Source organism: Pseudoalteromonas sp. Of7M-16 (assembly GCF_022347805.1).
GTDB lineage: Bacteria > Pseudomonadota > Gammaproteobacteria > Enterobacterales > Alteromonadaceae > Pseudoalteromonas > Pseudoalteromonas luteoviolacea_F.
The window spans coordinates 81,533-107,209 of record NZ_JAKRFY010000001.1; the positions used below are offsets into that span (position 1 = coordinate 81,533).

The window sequence follows — 25,677 nt, forward strand, 5'->3', positions numbered from 1 at the left end:
CGCCGCCCACATCTATTTCAGTGGTTAATTTGCCTAATCACGCCTGTACCAATCAAAACTAACAACAATCCGAATTAATTTTGCTAATAGCAAAATGAAAGCAATTAATTTCATTAATAACCTTGGGCGCAATAAGCTATGTGTAACTCAACAGACACCCGAATTTGGAGAATATACATGACACAATCTGTTTTAGTAACTGGTTCAAATAGCGGCTTTGGCTACCTAATTGCAAATACCTTAGTGCGCCAAGGTTACAAAGTAATAGGGACAATGCGCGACCCACAAGGCCGTAACGCTTCGATAGCAAATGAGATGAAGGCAAATGGCATTATCGTCATCGATATTGATGTCACAGATGACAGCAGCGTTGCCAATGGTATCGCCTTAGCAATTGAAAGCGTAGGTGACATAGACGTAGTAATTAATAACGCAGGCGTCGGGACACTTGGTTGGCAGGAAAGCTTCGATATTGATGATTTTAAAAAGGTATTCGATATCAACGTGTTTGGTGTTCAGCGTGTTACCCGCGCGATTTTACCGCACATGAAGCAACGAGGAAGTGGCACATTGATCCAAATTTCTAGTATTCTTGGTCAGTTTGTACTGCCATTTTTAGGCTCTTACAATGCCACCAAGCACGCCGTAGAAGGATTGGCGGAGAATTATCGCGTAGAACTGTCTCAATTTGGCATACAGTCACTGATCGTTCAGCCAGGTGGGTTTGGCACTGATTTTGGTGCCAATCTGCTGCGCTCAAGTGATTCGAGCGTCACTGAAAGTTATAGTGAGTTTGCAAGTGCACCAGAAGCTATGTGGGCTGGAACAGAGGCTGGCCACGATGCTGACAATGCGCCTGATCCACAAATGGTGGCGGACGCAATACTGAACCTTTTACAGACTCCTGCAACTCAGCGTCCATTTAGGACCACAGTAGATGGCACAGGATTAAACCAGACCATAGAAACCGTTAATCGCGCAACGGAAGCCGCTATGCAACATATTTACGCATTATATGATATGGAACACCTACTGACACTGAAACAATAAAGGTAGAAGAAGCATACCAAGCCACCTTAGGGTTGCTTGGTATTACTCTAAATTCAGTTCAGCCATATGTTGCTTGAAAACCGCTTCGAGCTCATCCATTTTAAAAGGTTTGCCTAGATGCCCGTTCATGCCAACTTCTAGGTATTTGTCTACTTCACTTTGCATAACATTCGCTGTAAGTGCCACTATTTTCAATTGCTCAGGAGAGAACTCTTCCCGGATCAACTTTGTGGCTTCAACGCCGTCCATCACCGGCATTTGAATATCCATAAATACAATATCAAACTTGCCATCCGCCTGATTGATTTTATCTACTGCAATCTTGCCATTTTCAGCCACTTGCACATCTATTCCAGGGATCCTATCAAGCAACTTCAAGGCAACAATTCGATTGATATCATTGTCTTCAACCAACAATACGCGTAAATCAATTCCTCCTAAGATATTTTCGCTTTGCTGCGCTGGGGTGTTATTATCTGCTGGTATATTAATAGTCCCATCTTGCGCTACTGTAGTTGATAACTGGGGCGGTTTCTTTGAGCTTAAAGCGTCTATTAAATCTCGTTTCAATAACGGCTTGTATAAAATAGGGAAGCCGGATTCGGTGTCGATACTCTCTTGCGTGTGAGCGGTATATATGACTACGCGTTGTGGTAAATTTCCTTGAGCTTGCAGTGTTTTGAGGAGTTCATTCGCTTGACAGTCAGGTAATACCCAATCAACCAATAGGATATCAAACGTTTGATTAGCGAGTATGGTTTGTGCATCGCGTCCATTGGTCACACCCGATACTTGTAACCCGATAGAGCGAGATATATTTTGACTGATCTCCAAATAAATGGGGTCATCTTCCACGATAAGCATTGAACCAGAGATTGATTTGGGTTTGACCACCTCTTTTTCAGTGACTAACGCCAGAGGCAGTCGTACAGTAAACTTTGACCCTTTGCCCAACTCACTTTCAACCTGTATTTCACCACTCATCAATTCAGTAAGCAATTTACAAATTGTCAGTCCTAATCCAGTTCCGCCATACTTTCGCGTTGTCGATGACTCTGCTTGAGTAAAACGCTCAAATAACTGGTCGACACTCTCTTGGGCAATACCGATCCCAGTATCTGCGATGGAAATTACCACCCATACTTTGTCTTCTTCATACTCCTCTTGCTTCACACTCAAAGTAATCGAGCCATGTTCTGTAAACTTGACAGCATTTGAGGCAAAATTCAGCATAATTTGATTAATTCTGACTGGATCACCAATATACTGTTTGCTTATATTCGGGGCCAAGTCAAAAATCAGCTTAACGTCCTTAGTATTGGCTAGAGGTGTGATCAAAGAACGTAAATTATCAAGCAGATCTTCAAACTGAAATGGAATATGTTCTATATGTAATTTCTTCGATTCGATCTTTGAGAAGTCTAGAATATCATTGATAATGGTGGTCAAGGCATTGGCTGAAAACCTTACTTTTTCTAAGTAGTTACGCTGAACGCTAGTTAATTCCGTAGAGAGTAAAATATCCGTTAGCCCCAAGATTCCATTCATCGGTGTTCTTATTTCATGGGACATATTTGAAACAAATAGAGATTTGGTTTCAGCCGCTTGGTTAGCCAGTATATTGGCTTTTTTCAGGTCCACTAACAACCTAGATAGCGCGATAATAATCAGTAAGAATATCGCGCAGATCAGCATAAAAACAGCACGCACCATCAGCCATTTTGCCGCTTCAATTGACTCTGAGACATCGTGAACAGTGTGCAAAATCGTTTTCACCACCTCACTTTCTTGGATGGGCACTAGTAGATTCGACGCCTTCAATGCATTGTCCAAAACAAATTCGATATGCAAGCGCAATACTCTCAATCTGGGCGCTTGTGATTCAAGCTGCTTGAGCTCAGGTACCAACAAAGCCAATTGGTTATTAACCGTCTCAATAACGGGAATTGAATTGGTAACATGTAAATTGGAGACAAGTGCAATACTGCGACTGATCAACACTTGCGCTTGTTGATTAAATTCTGTCTTAGACAACTCTAATTTGGCAATATAGCGATAAGATGTTTTGAGCATAGACGCCAACTGCATATAGGTATCAATGGTGTTTTTGAACTCATCTAAAGATTGATTCATCTCAGGGTTTAAACGTGCATTCAATTCCAACTCATTGATCAAACGTTCAAACTCCAACTGCTTTTGGGCATGCCTATCAAAGTGGTATACATTTCGGTCCATCGCAGATAAAGTCTCTAGTGACAACTCTGTCGCCATTCCCTGAAGTTGTCTTTTGAGCAGTAGTTCTTGTTGCAGGTTTTTTGATAGGAAATAAGCATCTATGGCTTGAGAGCCAAAAAACCAAATTAACAGTAAAAGGCACCCTTCGATTAAATATTTCACTCCGCTAATGACCTCGGCAATTCTCCAGTAAAGGCCTGTAATAAGGCTTCAATATCTGCCACATCTTCGTCACTGAGATCCAAACCCAATTGCCCTTTTGCCATGATCCGGATGGCATCAGATAAATTATCCACAGAGCCATTGTGAAAATAGGGTGCAGTCAGTGCGACATTGCGCAGACTAGGAACTTTAAATACAAACTTGTCCTGTGGGTTTTGAGTCAGCGCAAAACGGCCAACATCATCTAACAAGTGACTGGGAACTCTGTCCAAGCGGCCAACTTTTTGATACAAATTGCCGCCTATATTTCGCCCTTGATGACAAGTCACACAACCATAGCTAACAAATTTCTCGTAACCGCGTTGCTGCTGAGTGGACAAGGCACTGGTATTGCCAAGCAAAAAAGCATCAATAGGGCTATTTTGTGAAATGAGTGAGGCTTCAAATGCCACAATGGCTTTGATGATATTTTCGGTCGTTACCCCCTCTTTTGAGACCGCGTTGAAACTTTTGACAAAACCCGGCTGTGCTTTGAGCTTTTTTATTATGTCTTGCCAATTGCTGCCCATCTCTATCGGGTTGTGAATAGGTTCAGGGGTTTGCGCTTCTAAGTTGGGACTACGACCATCCCAAAATTGGCGGAAATTCAAAACCGAATTGAATACTGTTGGAGAGTTTCGCTCGCCCAATTGCTGCTTTATACCAACAGAAACAGAAAATCCGTCATCTCCGCCGTTATATAGATCATGACAAGATGCACAAGACACTGTGTTATCGGCTGATAATAGCGGGCTTTTAAACAGCGCCTTGCCCAATCTTGCCCAAGCAATATCGTATTGCTCAACCACAGGGAGCGGCTGGATCGGCGCCTCAACTTTGCGCTCTAAATAAGTGACGCCAGTTGACTGTATTTCGACTTCTTTTTGCCACTGGTGTTGCTGCTGGGATGCTTTTAACTGCATGGCAAGTACCAGCACTATGGCAAGTAAACACACAGTTACAAGAACCACATACCTACTACTCATAAATGCATCCTTGATAAACACCCTATTCAGTTAGACCATTGATCAAAGTATAGACAGTCGCCACCATTTTAACTGGAATTTTTATGTAAAGCGCGAAGGAAGAATTTAGATTGGCCTAGAGCATTGAATAGATCGTATTTTTACACTCACGCATGAGACCGGGTACACAGAAAAAGTAATGCAAACAAGTTAGTTGCAAAGCTTCCAATAGTGCTTAATTAACGACAGATACACTTTACTCATAGAAAATCAAAGAACACCTAAAGTACCCAGCGCTTTAAAATTCTCCCTATATGGTCTGAAATACAAAGAGTGAGGCGCATTCAGGTGCCCAAAACATAAGTGTTCCACACTATGTTATGTTTTTATTTTTGATAAACAACCACAAGAGGAAGGTAATAGTTGTCTAACTAAACAATTGCAATTAAAAAAGCAGCAGATGATGACTGCCGCTTTTTCATCTTGAGTAAAAGGGTTAAATCAGCTGAGCTTTTCCAGCAAGCCTTCAAGTGCTTTATTCACTTGCTCGTGATCGTCCCAATCCAATGCTCCCCAATCAATGTTGGTATCGAGCGTAGATACATCCACAAAGAGCAGCTTTTTCAGCACATCTACTTGTGTAATCTTTTTAACGTTATATGACTTCACTTTTGCGCTAGCAGGCTTTTTACCAAATAACCGGGCAGCTATTTGCTCACCAATTTCTCGCTTGTCACCAACACCCAACATTTTTTTATCGTGCAGTGTTTTATATTCTTGCTCACACTCCAAAATAATCTTTTTAACTTTGACAAATGAAGCGCTTAAGCCATCCTCATAAGCTTGAATTACTTCAGGGTAGCGAGTCAGTACATTGTAGTTGTCAAACGCGCCCATAGAAACGCCCAAGTTTTTCGCTTTCTCTCTGACGGTTAACTTCTTTTCGCCAATTTTTAACCTTGCCTGATCAATACCTTCAATTTCTAGCATTGCAGACAAGAAAGCTTGCAACTTACCGTATTGTGGCAAATCTTCACGACTGGCGTTTTCTTGAAATTGCTTAACTTTATAAAGCAAAGGCTTGGAGTCATACACTTTGAACTGCGCGGCATGGTCAAGGCCATATGTGTAAATCAAAGCAAAGAAGCGTCTGTGCCCTGTTAAAATTTGGTACTGGTTGTCTTCAAGAGGATAAACGGTAGGGACTTGGATAATTTCAGATACGGAAATGTTTTCGCCAAGCTCTATAATCGACTCAATAGATTGGTTCGCTTTGCGCCAATCACTCGTTCCATATTTTAAACAGTTGATGATGCAGTCTTTCCCTATGATCACCTTACCATCTGCTTCGTAAATTTCGACCAACTGGTTTTTAGACAACCTTCTTTCGACGAATAACCTTGCGTGCTCATTCTCGATAAACACGCATGGTAAAAAGCGCGCATTGGTTTCGTCTGGGGTAATTAAATTTAAAAATAGAGATTTATACTCAAAACTCTCACTGTGAAGTTTTTGGCTATTACTCAAAGTGGCTAAAATCAGGTCATCTCTACTACTAAACATCGTATCTCAAACTATTTTTATTGCGTTGGAAGATCATAACATACCTACAATTGGATGCCATATAGTTCATATAACCACAATTAACTATAAATACTTTAATAACTTAGGTTACTCTATTCTCGATCAAAAAATTAAACGAAAAGCAGCAACACGCCATCATTGATTGAAAAGTTGCAAATATACAACCAAAGACGACGCTGACAGGCCATTTTTTATCAAAAAAGCGAATTAAACTCTGCTTAACTTACTAAGTTTTGCCAAGTTCAATTTGCCTCACAAAGTAGATAACGGTGTATCAAGGCTCCTGTGAATAGGCTTATGACTATATCTATAATTGGCGTGAAAAATGTATTACAGATGCTTACCCGGCCATTAACTTAACTCTTAGCTTTTCAGGGGAGAAGCTTAAATCCTGAACGCTTGCCAATGACACAGTCTGAATACCTGCTTGCATCCATGTATGGGAAAAAGTGACTATAATTTTTATGTAAGTAATACGTAGCGTTCTAGAGCCGTCTCAAAAACAACACACTGTACTTCAAAGCAGTGCCATCAACGATACAGCAGCGCTATCAAATTAAGTCACTCGGTAATGTAGGTTTTTTTGCAAAGTATCAGATTACTTTGCATAACAACAAAGGAATAACTATGACTCATCTACCATCTCCCAATCAATACGAATCATCCCTGCCCAAACTCAAGTCAATGTGTATAGTTGGGCACACAACAGACACCACCACCAAAATTTGGGTGAGGACATTTCAACCTGGTCAGTGGTGCTTAGTACTGGTGAATGAAGCAAATATTCAGCAAGTCAAAGGCACGCTGAATGCATTTACTTCACATCCAGATGACGCTTGCTTTTCTGCATCAGGCATTGTCAAAGCCACATTAAACACAGATGAAAAATATGATAACTGTGAGTGTGTGACAATCGAAAACCTAACGCCAAATACCCGTTACTATTATTACCTGTTCGCCTATGGGGATACATATGACCAACTGCCGCGAAAAATAGAGCGTGGTATGGCCATCGAGCACGCATTTTGCACCGATGAAGCAAGCCCACATTGGCAGAACTTTAGTTTTGGCTTTTATAGCTGTCACGATCCTTTTGGCCACCGCTCGATATCAGATGGGCTTTGGCCAGACTTTGGGGAAATACTAGAAGATAAAAACACCCGCTTTGTCATTGGCGGAGGCGACCAAGTATATTGCGATACCCACGGTAAACGCTCACGTCGGCAGGCTAAAAAACAAAAACCAATCATAGAAGATCTCTGGGTTTGGTTAAGCAAGCATAAAAATGACTTATACAACGCCTATATGGAAGGTGAGGAACTCAATACCGAAGGCGTGATCGACTACCTTGCGAAGCTCTATCGTATTTATTATCGAGTGTATTGGAATTTCGATTCGCTCAGAACCGTTTACTGTTCTTATCCGCAATACATGATGTGGGACGACCATGAGATTATGGATGGCTGGGGGTCGCTGACAAGGGATCAGAGAATAGATAAATTAAGCAACTTCTGGCAAGACGATGAAGATCACATTAATTCAAAAATCGCTAGATTAGCTTATCAAGCCGCTAAAAGAGCGTATTTGGACTACCAGCATTTACATAACCCAGATACCAATGTATCGAATAGACAATACGATATCGTAGACAAACAGCAACAGTGGGATTATGGCTTTACAAAGGGTCCCATTGGCGTTTATATGCTTGATACACGTTCTCATCATGATGTTGAACACCAAGCAGACGGTGCACGTTTGTTAGGGCCTGAGCAAATGACGCGCTTTTTACAATGGCTTAACACCACCGCAGCGAGTGGCGTAAAAGCCCTGTTTATTGTCACCGCCGTGCCAGTTGTGCATTGGAATGACACTGTTATGAACAACATGGATCTGCTATTAAAGATTTTTGGCGCGATGGATGATGCCATTGATGAGTGGGGTAACGAAACCAATATCACAGAGCGAAACAACCTGTTAGAGCAGATATTTAAAGCCTCACACGCCAATCAGATCCCCATTACTTTCTTAAGTGGTGATGTACACTGTTCATCAGCTTTCAAATTGAAGTCAACTAACTACAAATACGCCAAAGTAATGAACATCACCTCGAGTGCAATTTCACGCAAACCACCTCCTGCGATGGCCTCAGTCGCTATTGAAGGCAGCAAAAGTATGTACCGTTCGACCCATATAGAGGTAGAAAATGTGTTTGAAATGGCCGGGAAAAACAATTTTCTGGTAGTCGATGTTGAGAACGAAGGCAATGACTTGTCTATTAAAGCGAATATCTATTATGGCAAACCCAATGATGATGAGTTGCAATGTGCACAAATCGACATTATCTAAGTCAGGAAACTCAAAAATAAGCGGCTACCCGTAAATCAGCTTTAAAACTGAGCACTAGAAAAGAGCCAAGCGGGCGATAAATGCAAATTAGACCCCGTTTGGCTTTGAAAGTGGCGTTAGATGGCCTATGAACCGACTGAACTGAAGCGAAGAAAAATTCGCTTCGCAGCAGCCTGACTACAGCCATAAAAACTTGCTCGAATCTAAAATTAAAACGAAGACAGATTTATACGAGCACTATGGTTGCTTTGCTTGTATACTTCAACGGTATGTCCTTCTTATTTGCTAGTAGAGTCGAAATTCTATGTATTATTTAGTGCCTCTGAGCCTTTTATGAGATAAAATTTCAGTCATTTTTTCGTATCATTAGCGTATAAAGGCTATAGAGTTGTCTTCAGTAACTAAACCAATCATTTTTTCTTTCTTCTCGGGTAGTGGCTTTTTAGATCTTGGCTTTGAACTCTCTGGGTTCGATGTCCGTTTCGTAAATGAATTTCATCAGCCTTTCTTGGAAGCCTATAAGTATTCAAGAGAGGATATGAACTTACCTAAACCTAAGTATGGGCATCATTTGGCAAGCATTGATGACTTTGTTACAGGCGATAAGAAACAATTACTTCATGATTTTGTGCAAGAAGCAAAGTCTGAAGCATTAACGGGTTTTATTGGTGGTCCTCCTTGTCCTGACTTTTCAGTAGCAGGTAAAAACAAAGGCTCTGATGGTGACAATGGCGTTCTAACTCGTGTTTATGTTGATTCAATAGTCCAAAACCAACCTGATTTCTTCTTGTTCGAAAATGTGAAAGGTCTGTGGAGAACTATAAAACATAGAGCTTTCTATGATGAGATGAAAGCAAAGCTAGAAGCTGCCGATTATGTTCTAACAGACAGATTAACAAACTGTATTGAATTTGGAGTACCGCAGGACCGAGACCGTATCTTAATGTTTGGTATTCATCGTAAACATGTTGGTGGAGAACTTACGAGCGAACAGCTAACTACTGATTTTCATTGGGAGCGAGAAGTTAAGTTTGATAAAGCTAAGATCTTAGATAAATCTATCTGGCCAGTGTTTTCAGATTACAAAGAAAACTCGGTTCGTAAACTTCCTAAGTACTTAGAACAAGTTAGTGAACTCACGATTGACCATTGGTTCAAAAAAAATGATGTGTATAAGCATGTGAATGCTAAGCATCACTTTAAGCCATATTCGGATAAGTTTAAGACCATTCAAGAAGGCGACGACAGTAAAAAGTCATTCAAGCGTCTTCATAGATTCCGTTATTCTCCAACAGCTGCATATGGAAACAACGAAGTACATTTACACCCATATAAATCACGTAGATTAAGTGCAGCTGAAGCATTGGCAATTCAGTCCCTTCCTAAAGAGTTTCATTTACCATCTACAATGACTCTTTCTGATATGTTTAAAACCATAGGCAATGGGGTTCCTTTCCTTGCATCTGAGGGAATAGCCAAAACCGTACACTTTTACCTCGATACTTTATAAAAGTATGAGCTTTTCAGCTCCTACTTTTATATGTTTCAAAACGTTGAAAGCCAATCTAGTGCATTTCCATATTGGCATGTTAGACTGCATGCAAGATAGTTTATATTAGGCCTAGTTCATGCATTTTAACGATGTTATATCAGATATTGAAAAGTTAATTGGGAAACAGCTTCAATCTATCAACCCTAATACCGCCCCAATTTATCTAACAAAAGTAGATAAAAAGGCCCGTAGATACTACATATCTAGCAATGCAAATAAGCAAGGTAATGCACGTTCCTTCAGGGAATTAGAAGACATTTGGCAAGATCTACTTTTCAAAGGATTTAGTAATGTAGACCAAGCTTTATATGGCGGTGGCAGTAGCCGCAATCAACCTGAAACTGTCTTTGCAAACTTACCTCATATTGAACATTTCAAATATAAAAAAAAGAAACACCTCCTATTATGCAACGAAAAGACTCATGAAATAGGTACTCTCAGAGAAGTTGAAGGCGCTGAATTTCGAGCTCTTAGAAGAAAGATAGATAACTATTTTGAACTATCAAACAAAGAGCTAGTGAATGAGCAAAGAGACTTACTTGATTCACTGACCACATCTTTAGATGCAGTAATGAATAAGTACCCAGGTGAAGTTTCAATTCAGGATACTGAGAAAGTATTAGATCGATTAAGTGACTTAACCGATAAAGTCGTTTCCGCAACCATCTCGAAAATTGAAGATAAAACTCACTTATTGATATCCGAAAGAAAAAATGAGGAAACGGACATTTCTAATAATGCTCTTCCTATTGAACAAATACTAGATAAACCCGTGATGACAGGTGTCGATGATGATGGTGAAATTGACGACGAAGTCAATACTTCATTTGAGTCTAGAAGTAAAAATGTTAAACCGATTAGGCAGTTAACGCCGGTTTTATCGCTAATTTATGATCGTATTCAGTTTGAAGATATAGAGCTACAACCAGACTTTCAACGCAAGGATCGAATTTGGAAACAAGACAAGAAAGCAAAACTTATTGAGTCAATTTTAATGGGATTGCCTCTCCCAGTTTTCTATTTTGCGGTTAAGCCCAATGGTACATGGATTATCGTAGACGGCTTGCAAAGAATAACCAGTGTTTATGACTTCATGAGAGGGAAATTCCCATTAAAAGATATGAAGGTTTTAGGTAAAAAATACGAAGGGTTGTATTTTAGAGATTTAGAAAGAACTCAGCAACGTAGTATCAGAGAATATGCAATAACAGCTTATTTAATTGATATGGATAAAGACACTGATAATTCAAATGTGTTAGTTGAATTATTCCACAGGATTAACACTTATGGAGTGAAATTAAGTCCTCAAGAAATTCGTTCTGCAATGAATCAGGGAAGTAGTGTTAAGTTTTTACGTTATCTGTCTGCAACAAACGAGTTTAAAAAATCTACACATCATAAAGTTAAACCAGATAGGCAAAAAGATATGGAGCTGTGTTTGTCAGCTTTATCTTTTATGGTAAATGGCTATCATAAATTTGGCACTAAAGATTATGAAGGTTATGATGAATTTTTGTCACAAGCGATGATGCGAATCAACTCATACCAATTAAATGTTGATGAATCGAAAGGTCTCGATGAAGGAAGTTCATCTTTAGCTGCTGGAACTAGTACTTATTTTTATGAGTTGGAAAAAAAGTTTACGCAGGGTTTAAAATTAGCTTATGAAATATTCGGTACTAGTGCTTTTAGAAAATCACTAAATAGTAAAAATGCGCCTATTAGTAAGCAGCTATTTGAATTAACTGTGTCATATTTTTCGTTACTTAACCCTGAGCAAATCGCACAGCTCAAGAAAAATTCCACATCGTTAGTAGATTGTTTATACTCAGCGATAGAGAATGATACTACTGAATATGCTGTGTGGGAATCAAATATTTATACTGAGGCTAACCGAGGGTTTATGTACTCAATATCCACATCTACAGGTAAGAAAGTGACTGTAAATTATCGATTCCAGTCATTTGAGAAGATATTAAAAGAAAGTACTGGGATAGATATTAAATTTTGTCCGTTATTTAGGGATGTTAAATGAGACCTATTGAAGAGCTCAATCTAAAAAATTTTAAGTCTTACAAAAAACAACCTTTCGAGTTTTCGAATTTAACTGTATTTTGTGGGAATAACTCCGTTGGTAAAAGTACAGCAATACAGGCAATAGGAATATTGCTCCAATCTAATTTTGGGAAGTTTGTCAACCTGAATGATGAATTAGCTCATGTCGGGAACCTTGATGATGTACATAATGCGTATAATCGTGATGAAGACGAGCTATACATAGAAATTAAGTCTAGAGGTAATCTGTATAAATGGGGTTACAACGATGCAGATCAACGGGAAGGCTTATTGGGTAAGAATTATCTTCCGTATTGTTCCAGTAACTTGATGGAGACTATTGAATTAAAGGAAAAAGTTCAAGGAACTTTTCATTTTCAATATCTTGTGGCAGACAGATGGGGGCCGAAAGATAACTTACTATTGTCTGAAAATGTTCCCCACCCTTTATGGTTGGGAACAAAAGGCGAATATGTTGCTGAAGTTTTAGATAAATTATTAAATAAGTCAGACAATTCAATATCAAAATTCTCCACCAATGGAGACCCAAGAAGACACAAAAGTACTACTAGTCTTTTTTTATTTGACAATATCGTTTCTTGGATGGGCGAAATTACACCTGGTTACAACTTAGAGCCAGGTACAGAACCCAGGGCCAATGTTTCATATAATTCAATAATCCACCAATCTGGTAAATTAATTAAATCCATTAATACTGGTTTTGGTTACAGTTATTCAATGAGTATAGTGGTTGCCTTGTTAGTCTCTTCTCCTGGAGATTTAGTAATTATTGAAAACCCAGAAGCGCATTTACACCCTAAAGGACAAAGTTATTTAGGTCGACTTATTGCTCTAACAGCAAAAGCAGGGGTTCAAGTTATTGTAGAGACTCATAGTGATCACTTGTTAAATGGCATACGTGTAACTACGAGATTGAAAGAGGATTTTGATCCCAAGCTATTTACTCTTTATTACATATCCCAAGGCGAAGCGCAAAGTAATGTAGAAAAAATAACTATGACTAAAGATGGAAAGTTATCAAATTGGCCTGAGGGTTTCTTTGATCAGCAAGCCCAAGATATGTTCATGATTATGACTGGACAAACGCAGCTCCCAACTAAAGGAGCTTAACCTTGAAAGCTAACATTTGTTTTGTTTCTGACAGTTTCGATTTTTCAAAAGACCAAAAATCAGTAGCCTTATCAATTAAAGCTACTTCTGAGTTAATCGAGAAATACTTTGAAGATGATGGATTTATTGCATTTGCGAAAGCAAAAGATTTTGACGAACTTGCTGCAATTGAGCTATTTCAGCAACCTCAACACCTAGATGCTGGTACCATAATGAGATTGCTCTATGATGCAAATATGGGAAAGGCAACTACTATCACAGATTTAGACTCAGGGGAAGTGAAGGCTTTGGTTGATTTAGCTAAACCAGAATATAATGGTGCATGGATGTCCTTATATTCATCAGATTCAAACAATGCTTTAACTGCACAAAAACACCGTAACGTCTCAGGTGATAAAAGTTTGGTAGTATTCTGTTCGAATGTACTTGTGAATAATCAAAGAACTCACTCTGAGTATGCTCGAGATTTTGTGCAGCTATATCAAAATCTGATTTTTTTAGACTACCCAGGACACAAGAATAATGAGACTTTTGATAGCATTCGAAAGATAGAAGGGGGTTATCAATCATTTATTCAAGGTATTACAGATTGCCTTAATTTTATGAATCAGTATGAAATAATCCCTCGAGACTCTAAGAACAACATTATTAATCTCAATGCAAATTTAGACTTTCCAGTAACCCCAGAAGGTAAAGGTAAAAACAAGAGAACAATTGCAGCTTTAAAAAGAGATTTTTTAATTGATGACGTCGAATATACGAATGTTAATTGTGAATATCACTATAAGTTAGAGCACATTGATGGGGCTAACGGTAAGGGTACTTATTATTTTAACCGTATATATTTTGGTTTCTTTAACAGGATAGACCCTGAAAACCCCAAAATTGCTATAGCGCATATTGGTGAGCATTTATAATAAGGTTATTAGCTACATTTTTTCTTTACAACCTTTAATTATTCGATTTTCAATTAAGTTATTCAAAACGGAACTGTAGTTAAGTTACCAATTGAGGGTTAACGTCTGATAGGCACTTGCGCCGATCTCTTATCAGGGAAATAGCGCACTAGCCTAACCGTTTGATTTATTATCGTATTATTCATTTGTAGAACTAAAAAATGCATTTTTCCGCAAATTTTGTAGAAATTTGCTTCGGTTCTAATCTCGCATACGACTTGGTTGATAAATCAACGGGGTATGCTCCTGCCTTAGATCTCTTGTAATCAAAAGGGTCAGAGTCATTGATACTCCAATCCCCCTTGTTTGTCGTCGCCAACACGACAAAATGTTTAGTTGAAAACAACCATTACGACCAAAGTCATTGTTAAAAGTGACAGCTCTAATCAAAAGGGTCAGAGTCATTGATACTCCGCTGCAAGCAAACAACTCAACGGACAACGCCACCTTCCCCCTCTATGACACCTGAAAATAAGCAATTGATGACTAATGTGCTTGCATGGATGTGTTCTCAGTACTTTTTAATATTTGTGTAAGTTGCACATTTCACCTTGCGCAAAAGTAACCTTGCTTCGCAACGTATATTTTGCACCTTCATCAAGTGATTATTTGAAGTAGAAACGTGAATAGTTAGGTGCGGGGAGAGTCCAAAAAGGAGCCAGCGCCAACCCATCTTTGATTGTCGTCACTAACACGACAAAATATTTAGTTGAAAACAACCATTACTACCAAAGTCATTGTTAAAAGTGACAACACTGAAAAATGGTTTCTTACTTTCGTCAGAATGACGAGGGTGAGGTTGCACCTAGACCTAGCACCTTTGCTCAATGGCTCCTGACCTTCGTCAGGATGACAAGGGTAATGATCTAATCAAATGATCAAAAGGGTCAGAGTCATTGATACTCCAATCAAAACAACCATTACAACCAAAGTCATTGCTAAAAGTGACAGCTCTGCAAAATGATTTCTGACCTTCGTCAGAATGACGACGGTGAGGTTGCACCTAGACCTAGCACCTCTGCTCAATGGCTCCTTTCCTTCGTCAGGATGACAAGGGTAAGGCTCAAGCTGAATTTAAAACGCCAAGTTTAGAAATCATATTCATTGATATGAAAATGAAATCATAGGTAGATTTTCTTAGTTCTCAGGTGAAAAACCTTGATTTTAATTAGCTAAAATCAACTAACACACCTGCCCGCACGCCCAGCCACTTGACCATGCGTATTGGAAGTTATAGCCGCCGAGCCAGCCGGTGACTTCGGTCACTTCGCCGATAAAGTACAGACCTTTGGCTTTTTTCGCTTCAAATGTTTTAGAGCTCAATTCATTACTGTCTACGCCACCTAAGGTCACCTCAGCGGTGCGATAACCTTCTGTACCGTTTGGTTTTATTTGCCAAGCGCTTAATGTGGTGGCAATGGTATCAATCTCACCGTGAGTTAGTTGGTTTGCAGGTTTATCTGGCACGCTGTTTTCATTGATCAGCGCTTCAACAAAACGCTTAGGTAAAAGCTGCCCTAGTAGGTTTTTTACCGACTTTTGACCTTGGTTTTGACGCCAATCATGGAGCAGCTCTGTCACGTTTGTATCTGGTAATAAGTTGATACTGACGGCCTGCCCTGCTTGCCAAAATGACGATATCTGTAATATTGCCGGGCCGGATAACCCTCGGTGAGTAAAGAGAATATTTTCTCTAAATTGGGTGCCATCTTCACTGGTGACTAAACTGTCGACACTGATCCCGGACAAGCCTTCAAAACGCGCTTTGTCGTGATCATGTAAAGTAAATGGCACCAAAGCCGCAGTTGTTGGCAGTAGCTTTAAACCAAACTGTTCTGCGATTTTATATCCTATGGGGGTTGCACCAAGCTTAGGCATAGTTAATCCACCCGATGCGACGACTAAAGATGTACAACTAAATGTTTGCTCTGATGTTGTTACTATATATAAGCCTTGTTCATCGCGCTCAACATTAAGCACTTCATTGCGCAAAAAGATTTCAACGCCGGCCCATTCGCACTCAGTCTTCAAAATATCAACAATATCTTGTGCACTGTTATCACAAAAGAGTTGGCCCAATGTTTTATGGTGATAATTTAAGCCATGACGGTCCACCAGCTCAATAAAATCATGCTGGTTATAACGGCTCAAACTGGATTTTACAAAGTGAGGATTGGCACAGAGGTAGTTTTCTGGCGCGGCATTTTCATTGGTAAAATTGCAACGGCCACCGCCACTTATGAGAATTTTTCTTCCCACTTTTTTACCCATATCAACAATAGCGACCTTGCGGCCTCTGTAACCAGATTGTGCCGCACACATTAATCCTGCGGCGCCCGCACCAATAATCACCACGTCAAATTGCAACATTGTATACTCTGAAACGAAAAACTTATGTCGCAATTATAACTTTTTTTAAGCTTAGATGGGAGTTTATAGTTCAAAACACAACCAAAAAGACATATTTTTATCACTTTTTAGAATATGAGATAAATCATTTACATTTTTTTACATAGAAAAATAGATTATTCTTTAACCGGGAATATTTTGAAAAATTTTAATGAAAACATAATGATACTGTAATAAAGAAGCCTTTTATCCATCCGCTTATAACCAAATTAATAGTGTAAATAACAAAACAATACTTTCACACAAATCACAACAAGTTTACGTTTGTTAACCACTTGGCATGGAGAAGTTGCCGAGAAAAACAACAAGTAAAACAAGGGTAAAAAAATGACAACAGGAAATTTTAAATTAGCAGCACTTTCAATGGCTGTGACGGGATTACTTTCAGCAAACGCAGCAATGGCTATGCCAGAAGGTGTTAACACACAAGTTGAGTCATTCGGACCAGCAGTGCCAAGTCAAGCTCAAATCGCACAAAAATTAGAATCACAAAGCGGTTTCGGTACTCAGTTCATCATCAAATATAAAAACAACAACAATGACATCATGTCACTATCAAGTGCTGATGCATCACCAGCAATGATGAACACTCGCGCTCGCAGCTTCGTATCAGGCTTCAACAGCAAGCGTGCAGCTGCTAAAGCACAATACGTTCGTCCTATGGCATTGTCTAACCACCACGTAATGCGTGCAGACAAAAAGCTAAGTGCAGCAGAAACACAAAAATTCATGCAGGACATGATTGCATCTGGTAACGTTGAGCACATCGAAGTTGACCAAATGCTACAGCCATTCGCTGTTCCAAATGATCCTAGCTACAGTTCACAATGGCACTACTTCGAAGCAGCGGGCGGTATCAATGCTCCGGCAGCTTGGGATAAAGCAACAGGTAGCGGTGTAGTAGTAGCAGTACTAGATACTGGTTACCGTCCACACGCTGACTTAAACCCAAATATCCTGCAAGGTTATGACATGATCTCTAACCTGTCAGTTGCAAACGATGGTGGCGGTCGTGATAGCGATGCACGTGACCCGGGTGATGCAGTTACTGCAAACGAATGTGGTTACACACACAGCGCACGTAACTCAAGCTGGCACGGTACTCACGTTGCAGGTACTGTTGCAGCAGTGACTAACAACGGCGAAGGCGTTGCTGGTGTTGCTTACGATTCAAAAGTTGTTCCTGTTCGTGTACTTGGTAAGTGTGGTGGTTTAACATCTGATATTGCTGACGGTATCATCTGGGCATCAGGTGGTTCTGTTTCTGGCGTGCCTGCAAACGCAAACCCTGCTGATGTTATCAACATGAGTTTAGGTGGCAGCGGTGCATGTAGCTCTACAACACAAAGTGCAATCAACCAAGCTCGTGCAAACGGCACTGTGGTTGTAATCGCAGCAGGTAACGACAACGACAATGCAAACAACTACAACCCAGGTAACTGTTCTGGCGTAGTAAACGTTGCATCAGTTGGCCGTAACGGTGGTCGTGCTTACTACTCTAACTACGGTACTTCTATTGATGTTGCAGCACCAGGTGGCGCACAAAGTTTCGCAAACGACCCAGAAGGTATCCTTTCAACTTATAACTCTGGTAGCAACACACCTGTGAGCGATAGCTACAGCTACTCACAAGGTACTTCAATGGCTGCACCTCACGTTGCAGGTATTGCGGCACTAATCAAACAAGCTAAGCCTACTGCTACACCAGATGAAATCGAGTCTATCCTAAAAGATACAACGCGTAGCTTCCCTGCAACGTGCACAAACTGTGGTACAGGTATCGTTGATGCAAACGCAGCTGTTGATAAAGCGCTTGGCAATGACAACACAAACCCAGGTGACAACGTACTTGTAGACGGTGAAGCTAAAACAGGCCTAAGTGGTGCGAAAAATGCTGAAGCTTTCTTCACTTTCGAAACACCAGCAGGCGCAAGCAAAGTGACTTTCACAATGAGTGGTGGCACAGGTGATGCTGACCTATATGTAAGAGCTGGTTCTAAGCCTACAACAAGCACTTATGACTGTCGTCCTTACGAAAGTGGTAACAACGAAGTATGTACAATTGACAATCCATCTGGCACATATCATGTGATGATGCGCGGTTATGCTGCATACAACGGTGTAAGCTTAGTGGCAAATACTGAAAGTTCAGGTACTCAACCTGGCGGTATCACAGAGACTAACCTATCTGCTTCAACTGGCAACTGGAGTCGTCACCAAGTGACTGTTCCTGCTGGCATGTCAAGCCTAACGGTTAAAATCTCAGGTGGTTCAGGTGATGCTGACCTTTATGTAAATCCAGGCAGCGCTCCTTCTACTTCAACTTATCAGTGTCGTCCTTACGAAAGTGGTAACGTAGAAACTTGTACTATTACAAACCCAGCAGCTGGTGTTTGGCACTTTGGTATTCGCGCTTACCGTACTTTCTCTGGTGTAACACTAGACGCACAGTACAAATAATCCCTAGTACTTAAGTAACAACACAAAGCCGGACTCGCATCGGCTTTTTATATATCCGCGTTATGCCTCAATACTGAGGCATAAAAAAGCCAAACATCCGTTTGGCTTTTTGCTTTAATAGTTAGATCGATTCAGTTATCAAACTAAGCAGGCTATAGCCTGTCCCATTTGTGTGTTCCAAACAATTGCCAATTTACTTACATACAGCTTTATTGATCCTGTTTATCAACCAAAGCTATCTCTACCGCATTTATTCGTACTTACCCGACTTATTCTGTAGTAACACCAGAGACACTGTACAAATCATTCTTAGTGCTTAACTAACAGCACAAATCCGGGCTTCACGTCGTCTTTTTATATCCGCACTATGATTCCAAAGCTCGGCATAAAAAAGCCAAACATATGTTTGGCTTTTTGCTTACTCTCACGTTAATAGTCAAACTAACCTTGCTATAAACCCAAGCTTGCTCTTATCTGTGCCATTTGCTGTTCCAGGCTTTGTTGTATTTGGTTTATTTGTTGGTTTGAGCCACTTACTTGCTGCTTCATTGATGCCATTGAACTGCTAAAGCTATCGACCAGCTCAGTTTGTTGATTGGTCAATGCCATGGCATCTGCCGCAACTTGGCTTGCCCCCTGTGCACGCTCAGCGACCCCTTCAGAATTGCGTTTTAACTCTTGAGCATGATTGGTTTGTTGCTGCGCCTCTGATGCCAGCGCGCTTATCTGGTTAGATACCTTGCTGGAGTTATCACTTAATATATTCAGTTGTGCATTGATATCCGTCAGTGAATCTTGTGTTTGTCTGGCAAGCTTTCTCACCTCATCGGCGACCACAGCAAACCCTCGACCATGTTCACCAGCACGTGCCGACTCAATCGCAGCATTGAGCGCTAGTAGGTTTGTTTGCTCCGCAATGGTGTGGATCATTTCGATGACTTTACCCACATCTTCAACCCCAACTAAGAGTTCATTTAGACTGATCAAACCTTGGTCAACACGATCTTGTGTACTTGAACTGGCTTTAAGCATCGACTCAGCAAAACCCACACTTTGGGTCATCGCGTTATAGGTGTCACTGGCATTATCAGCAACTTGCTGGTTGATATTGCTGGCCTCAAAACCTATCGATTTGATTTCATCAAGTTGCAACTGGTTGTGTTCAACCTGCTCATAAGTATGTTCTGATTGCTGACTAATGCTGGCCAAATTGCTGTTCATATCTTGCATAAAGTCGTTGATCACTTGCAGCATTTGCTCACGCTCTTGGGCCTCAATACGTTGCCTTTCAATCAACTGATTAAAGTACTGTGCAATTTCACCCACTTCTGTATTAGCACGCTTGCATTTGATCTGCTTAAGCTCATTACTCTCAATCAAAAACGCAAACCCATCTCGTAAATTACGCAGTGGCGTAAGCACTTGGCTAAACTGTACCCAGTAAACACCTACCGCTAAAAGCACTAATAAACCTATCGCTGCACCAAAGATGGTAAAGACTTGTGACTTGAGTTCTGTCTGGCGGTGTTTTAGCTGCTCACCAGCCGCAAGCATTAGAGTAGACAGACGTTTGATGTCATCTCGTAAAGCAGATATTCCCTGCTGTCTCTGCTGTGCTTGGCGCAAGGTGTTTTCTAAGTCTCGGCTAAATCGATTCGGCCAACTGGTCAGCTCGGATTTGATCTCTTGACCAAGGTCCTCAGGCTCTTCGCCCAAAAATAATTCGTCCTCGTCTACTTCAGCCATTACGCCGAGATCATCTAAACGCTCTATCTTAGCGGCTAAATTTTGCAATCGATTGAGAGATTGATGCAAGCTTTGTTGAGTGGCCTTATCGTAATGTAAAACCAACTGATAGGTATAAATGCTTAAATTGGTGGTCTCAAAATAATAGTCAGACGCCAGCGAGTAATATTGCTCACCAAGCGAATGACCTTGAGCCTGTGCAACATAATTCATCAATGACGACGCAGAGCCAGCCATTTGTCTCAGCGCATTATCTAATAGCGCCAGTTCATTGCCTGATAGTTTACCAAGTGCACGATATTTACCCTGAATGTCGCCATTGAGCGCATCGAGCTGCTCTTCCATATCCGTCATCACATCACTGGACATGGTTGCCAAGTGCTGGTTTTTAATCGTGCTGATATGTTCACTGGCTTGATTTAAATACAGGCTGTCACCTGAGCTCAGGTAGTCCTCGATGGTCCCTGCCAAATCAATCAAAACCGTATTTTTAAGCTGAGTATATGCGCTATCTTGCTGATCTAGCTTACTAAAAACCTGACTCGCCCAAAATAAGGTCGCCGCAAGAATAATACTGGCAATAGCCAGCAAAACCGCCAGCAGCCGGGTAAAAGATGAAACACGCATATGTACTACAAACCCCAAAAAGTGAATTTCGGGCTCAGAGTATTAACCTTTTATGACAGTTTGATGTAACTTGTATACTAATCACTCAATCGAACGTAAAAGCATACTTTTTTAGTATGCTTTTTGTGTACAAAATTTCATGCTTAAGTTTTGAACTAATTGGAAGAGGTTATTTCATTGCCGCATTCACATAAACATCAAAGCGGTTTTTCTTGGTGGTAATTTGCATGCTAGGCGTATGCGTATTTAAAAACGGCGCATAATCAGGACGCTTGACGACCACTCGCTTGGTCGCTAGCTGCATCGCAAAAGGCAGTAGCGCGTCAGCATCGTTGTCAGCCCCAACCAATGACTGAAACACGCGCATTTCTTTTTTTACCTGTGCTGACTTTTCGCGATGTGGAAACATCGGGTCCAAATACACCACATCCGGCTTACTTTCTTCATTTTGCATTGCTTGCTCTAGCAATTCATGACTTGATCCATATGCAATGTGCATATTTTCCTGCATCCATGTGCCTATCTCCGAGTCTTGATACGCACGCTGTAAACCGTCATATAGCAACGCAGCAACCACAGGGTGCCTTTCATGCATCAACACTTTGCAGCCCAGTGATGCCAACACAAAGGCATCTCGGCCAAGGCCAGCTGTGGCATCTAGCACTTTGGGTGTAACCCCTTTATTCAGCCCCACCGCTTTTGCAATCGCCTGTCCTTTACCACCACCGAATTTACGCCTATGGGCACTGGCCCCGGTGACAAAGTCAACTCGGATAGCACCTAGTTTGGGCTCGTCTTTTTTAAACAACGCCAGGCCTTCTTCGTCATAAACCAATCGAAACTCCTCTTCGAGTGCTTTATGTTCATCTAGCTCAAAGCGTTTTGTTAGATCATCTAAATAAGGACGGTTTTCGATAAATGGCGTGTGAATATGCAACTGCAGGCTCCTGTCGTTTAAGCCTGCAGATTATATCGTTTAATTAAGTAAAAAAGAATGCGAGAGACACTCTGTGTTGTCATCTACTTAAAACAACTCAATATCAGTTTGTGCGGGCACGTCATCTTCGCCCCAGGGTTTAGCCATTTGATTTAAGCTTTGGATCAACTCTTGCCGCACTTGCGTGATCTCTCCAAGCTTGTAACGAATAATAGAAAACTCATCATTCACAAATAAAAAGTGCTCACATAAATGCTCAAGGGAGTTGCGGTGCTCTTCGCTCAATGCCGATTTTACAGCTTCATCTTTTACAAATGCTTCCAGCTCCGTAATTTTGCCGCCGTATACCTCACCTATCCCACTGAGCTGCTCGCTGAGCTGTGAAAATGCCAGACCAATCTCCTCTACTTTATTAAGGGCCACTTCACTAACTTCCATATCTTTAATCTTGGCATTTGTCGCCTCTAAAATATGTGGCAGTAAATCTTTAAATCGGCCATAAAGCGCAGGGTCATCAGTGGGCATATTTTTAATTAACAAAGAGACTTTTGGATAATTGATGATGGTACGCCTGCCAAAATCAACAAATCGGCTGCCATCTTTATTGGTTTCTAATAATTCTTGCTCAATGGGCTGAATAGCCCCCTCTTGCGAGAAAAACACCGCTTGATTGTGATACCAAAACGCCAGCGCTACCTCTAAATGCAAAGGGGTAAAAAACTCTAAAAAATATTCGGATAACGTATTGAGATCGTGAGCGTGATACGACTGGCCGACATACCGCATAATACGCCCCATATCACCAGAGTCAGTCATGGCTATCTCTGCGGTGATCTGCGCGCGCTGCATGTCTTGCTTTAACGCCACGGATTGTCGGCGGTAATCATCAAGGACTTTGATCCGCGCAAGTAGCTCGGAGCCTTCAAACGGTTTCACAATATAATCAGCAGCCCCTGCATTGTACCCTCGCATGCGCTCACTGATATCAGACTTGGAAGATAAGAACATGACAGGGATATCCGCGGTGTGCTCACCCGTTTTTAAGCGTTCGCACACTTCAAATCCCGACATTCCCGGCATTTCCACATCAAGCAGAATAATATCTGGTTGATATTTTATTGCTAACCTTAAGCCTTGCTCGCCATTTTTAGCGTGGATCAATTTGCAGTGTTGCGACAGTGACTGCTCGATAACATGGTGAATGAGCTTGTCATCGTCAATGGCAAGCACTAAATTTGTCATATGGCTTTCCCTACAAGATCAGGTCTTTACCAAAGCATAGACGGAACTGCTTATTTTGCGAGTGCAAAAACAACAAAGCGCCTAAACAGGCGCTTTGTGGTGATTAACTGAAATGCTAAGGCTTAGGCTGCTTGACCTATACCACTGTGGCGTAACAGTGCGTCGACCTGTGGTGCTCGGCCTCTAAAACGTTGGAATAACACCATTGGCTCTTCAGAGCCTCCCATTTCGAGGATGTTTTCCATAAACTCTCTGCCCGTTTGCGAGTTAAAGATCCCTTCTTCTTCAAAACGTGAGTAAGCATCCGCTGACAACACTTCAGCCCATTTGTAGGAGTAGTAACCCGCACTGTATCCACCAGCAAATATGTGGCTAAAGCTGTGCTGAAAACGATTAAACTCAGGCGCTTTAATGATCGCGATTTGCGCTCTTACTTGATCCAGTCTCGCTTGGATTTGACATGCTTCCCCCTGCTGGTAATCAGCATGGATATGGAAATCAAATAGCGAAAACTCAATTTGTCTTAACATTTGCATGGCTGACTGATAATTTTTTGCCGCCAGTAACTTATCTAGTAGCTCTTTAGGTAGCGGCTCGCCAGTTTCGTAATGCCCAGAAATAAAGCTCAGTGCCTCTTCTTCATAACACCAGTTTTCGAGGAATTGACTTGGCAACTCGACGGCATCCCACGCGACACCGTTAATACCAGCAACCGCTGGCGCATCAATTTGCGTAAGCATGTGGTGAATACCATGACCAAATTCGTGGAACAAAGTGGTGACTTCATTGTGGGTGAATAATGCAGGTTTATCACCTACCGCTTTGTTGAAATTACAGACCAAATAAGCAACTGGAGTTTGTAAAGTGCCGTCAGTCAATGTGCGACGCCCCATACAATCATCCATCCAAGCACCGCCACGCTTATGCTCGCGCGCATATAGGTCTAAATAAAAGTGACCGCGCAGCTCACCCGATTTATCATGAATGGCAAAAAAGCGTACGTCCTCATGGTAGCTATCAAAGTCGTTTACTTCTGAAACTTTGATGCCAAATAGACGATTGACGGTTTCAAATAAACCACTTAAAACACGGTCCGCAGGGAAGTATGGGCGCAGTAGCTCATCTGAAATTGCGTACTTAGCTTGTTTTAACTTCTCGCCATAGTAGCTATAATCCCACGCTTCTAATTGCTCAACTTGATGCTCTTTTTGCGCAAATGCTCTTAGCTCATCCACTTCTTGTTGTGCTTGAGGTTTAGATTTTTTAGCTAGATCATTCAAAAACTCAAATACTTGCGCTGGCGTTTCAGCCATTTTAGTCGCCAGTGATTTATTGGCATAGCTCTCAAAGCCGAGAAGTTGTGCCAGTTCATGACGCAGTGCAAGCGCCTCACTCATGATCTCAGAGTTATCAAATTCATTGGCGTTAGGGCCTTGATCAGATGCACGCGTCACAAATGCGCGATACATTTGCTCTCTCAGCGAGCGGTTATCCGCATAGGTCATAATTGGTAAATAAGATGGAATATCTAACGTGAATACCCAGCCTTCTAGCTCTTTGGCTTGTGCGGTGTGCGCGGCAAGTGCCAGTGCCGACTCAGGTAAACCACCTAACTCTGCCTCGTCAGTAACATGTAGGTGCCATGCTTGAGTTGCATCCATCACGTTGTTACCAAATTTAGCGCCTAGCTCTGAAAGCTTCGCGCTAATTTCACCGTAACGTTTTTGACCTGCATCATCGAGTGCAATACCCGACAATTTAAAATCACGCAGTGCGTTGGTAATGGTTTTTTGCTGCGCAGTGCTCAAGTCTGCAAAGTCATCGCTTTGTTGTAGCGAGAGATAAGCTTTGTATAAACCTTGGTGCTGACCGACATAGGTCGAGTACTCAGAGATTAGAGGCAAACACTCGTCGTATGCTTTTCTTAGTTCTTCATTATTTACAACGGAGTGCATGTGAGACACAGGGGACCACATTTTAGACAACTTATCGTCTGCGTCTTCAAGAGGCTGAACAAAGTTTTGCCAAGTACATTGTGGTTGTTCAAGCACCTTATCTATGGTTTCACGACAATGCTCAATCGCCGCTTTTAGGGCTGGTACAACGTGCTCAGGCTTTATTTTTGAAAATGGCGGTAATCCTTCAAGGCCAATTAATGGGTTGCTCATAGTGTCTCTCTTA

The 25,677-nt window shown here is 41.2% G+C and carries 15 protein-coding genes; 7 read left to right on the forward strand and 8 right to left on the reverse strand.

The annotated features are described in order from the left end of the window. The first annotated feature begins 177 nt into the window (after positions 1 to 177). A complete protein-coding gene (locus MHN81_RS00410; RefSeq protein ID WP_239424759.1) occupies positions 178 to 1,050 on the forward strand; it encodes an SDR family oxidoreductase in 873 nt (290 codons plus the stop codon). A gap of 42 nt (positions 1,051 to 1,092) precedes the next feature. Here MHN81_RS00410 and MHN81_RS00415 read toward each other — a convergent pair whose 3' ends face one another. From MHN81_RS00415 to MHN81_RS00425, 3 genes are all read right to left on the reverse strand, one after another. Further along, positions 1,093 to 3,447 (reverse strand): response regulator, encoded by a 2,355-nt coding sequence (locus tag MHN81_RS00415; protein ID WP_239424760.1) that lies wholly within the window; start codon positions 3,445 to 3,447, stop codon positions 1,093 to 1,095. After that, the gene (locus tag MHN81_RS00420) at positions 3,444 to 4,472 is read right to left on the reverse strand and encodes a cytochrome c peroxidase (RefSeq protein WP_023399867.1); all 1,029 of its coding nucleotides are present in this window, start codon (positions 4,470 to 4,472) and stop codon (positions 3,444 to 3,446) included. Before MHN81_RS00420 ends, MHN81_RS00415 begins: the two co-directional genes overlap by 4 nt. Positions 4,473 to 4,952: 480 nt before the next feature. Further along, complete coding sequence (locus MHN81_RS00425; RefSeq protein WP_023399866.1) at positions 4,953 to 6,014, reverse strand: hypothetical protein; 1,062 nt, start codon at positions 6,012 to 6,014, stop codon at positions 4,953 to 4,955. Positions 6,015 to 6,662: 648 nt separating this feature from the next. Between MHN81_RS00425 and MHN81_RS00430 the strand changes: the two genes are divergently transcribed. The 5 genes from MHN81_RS00430 to MHN81_RS00450 all read left to right on the forward strand — a co-directional run bounded on the left by MHN81_RS00430 (position 6,663) and on the right by MHN81_RS00450 (position 14,036). Continuing rightward, positions 6,663 to 8,381 (forward strand): alkaline phosphatase D family protein, encoded by a 1,719-nt coding sequence (locus MHN81_RS00430; protein WP_239424761.1) that lies wholly within the window; start codon positions 6,663 to 6,665, stop codon positions 8,379 to 8,381. A 388-nt stretch (positions 8,382 to 8,769) separates the two neighbouring features. Next, the gene (locus MHN81_RS00435) at positions 8,770 to 9,891 is read left to right on the forward strand and encodes a DNA cytosine methyltransferase (protein ID WP_239424762.1); all 1,122 of its coding nucleotides are present in this window, start codon (positions 8,770 to 8,772) and stop codon (positions 9,889 to 9,891) included. Positions 9,892 to 10,009: 118 nt separating this feature from the next. Continuing rightward, on the forward strand, positions 10,010 to 11,968 hold the full coding sequence (locus MHN81_RS00440; protein WP_239424763.1) for a DUF262 domain-containing protein: 1,959 nt from the start codon (positions 10,010 to 10,012) through the stop codon (positions 11,966 to 11,968). Next, positions 11,965 to 13,119, forward strand: a complete 1,155-nt coding sequence (locus tag MHN81_RS00445; RefSeq protein WP_239424764.1) for a DUF3696 domain-containing protein — start codon at positions 11,965 to 11,967, stop codon at positions 13,117 to 13,119. Before MHN81_RS00440 ends, MHN81_RS00445 begins: the two co-directional genes overlap by 4 nt. Positions 13,120 to 13,121: 2 nt before the next feature. After that, positions 13,122 to 14,036: a hypothetical protein gene (locus MHN81_RS00450; protein WP_239424765.1), complete on the forward strand. Its 915-nt coding sequence runs from the start codon at positions 13,122 to 13,124 to the stop codon at positions 14,034 to 14,036. 1,221 nt (positions 14,037 to 15,257) lie between these two features. Here the strand turns inward: MHN81_RS00450 and MHN81_RS00455 are convergent. After that, positions 15,258 to 16,445 carry an NAD(P)/FAD-dependent oxidoreductase gene (locus MHN81_RS00455; protein ID WP_239424766.1) on the reverse strand — a complete coding sequence of 396 codons (1,188 nt, stop codon included), beginning with the start codon at positions 16,443 to 16,445 and terminating at the stop codon, positions 15,258 to 15,260. Positions 16,446 to 16,811: 366 nt separating this feature from the next. Here MHN81_RS00455 and MHN81_RS00460 point away from each other — a divergent pair, with 366 nt between their 5' ends. Next, positions 16,812 to 18,944, forward strand: coding sequence for a S8 family peptidase (locus MHN81_RS00460; RefSeq protein ID WP_023399855.1), 2,133 nt, complete (start codon positions 16,812 to 16,814; stop codon positions 18,942 to 18,944). Positions 18,945 to 19,394: 450 nt separating this feature from the next. Here the strand turns inward: MHN81_RS00460 and MHN81_RS00465 are convergent, their stop codons facing one another. The 4 genes from MHN81_RS00465 to prlC form a co-directional block, all read right to left on the reverse strand. Then, a complete protein-coding gene (locus MHN81_RS00465) occupies positions 19,395 to 21,317 on the reverse strand; it encodes a methyl-accepting chemotaxis protein (protein ID WP_036976428.1) in 1,923 nt (640 codons plus the stop codon). 169 nt (positions 21,318 to 21,486) lie between these two features. Continuing rightward, positions 21,487 to 22,254 (reverse strand): class I SAM-dependent methyltransferase, encoded by a 768-nt coding sequence (locus tag MHN81_RS00470; protein WP_023399853.1) that lies wholly within the window; start codon positions 22,252 to 22,254, stop codon positions 21,487 to 21,489. A gap of 87 nt (positions 22,255 to 22,341) precedes the next feature. Further along, positions 22,342 to 23,496, reverse strand: a complete 1,155-nt coding sequence (locus MHN81_RS00475; protein ID WP_023399852.1) for a response regulator — start codon at positions 23,494 to 23,496, stop codon at positions 22,342 to 22,344. A gap of 122 nt (positions 23,497 to 23,618) precedes the next feature. Continuing rightward, the gene (gene prlC, locus MHN81_RS00480) at positions 23,619 to 25,664 is read right to left on the reverse strand and encodes an oligopeptidase A (protein WP_239424767.1); all 2,046 of its coding nucleotides are present in this window, start codon (positions 25,662 to 25,664) and stop codon (positions 23,619 to 23,621) included. Positions 25,665 to 25,677 lie beyond the last annotated feature (13 nt).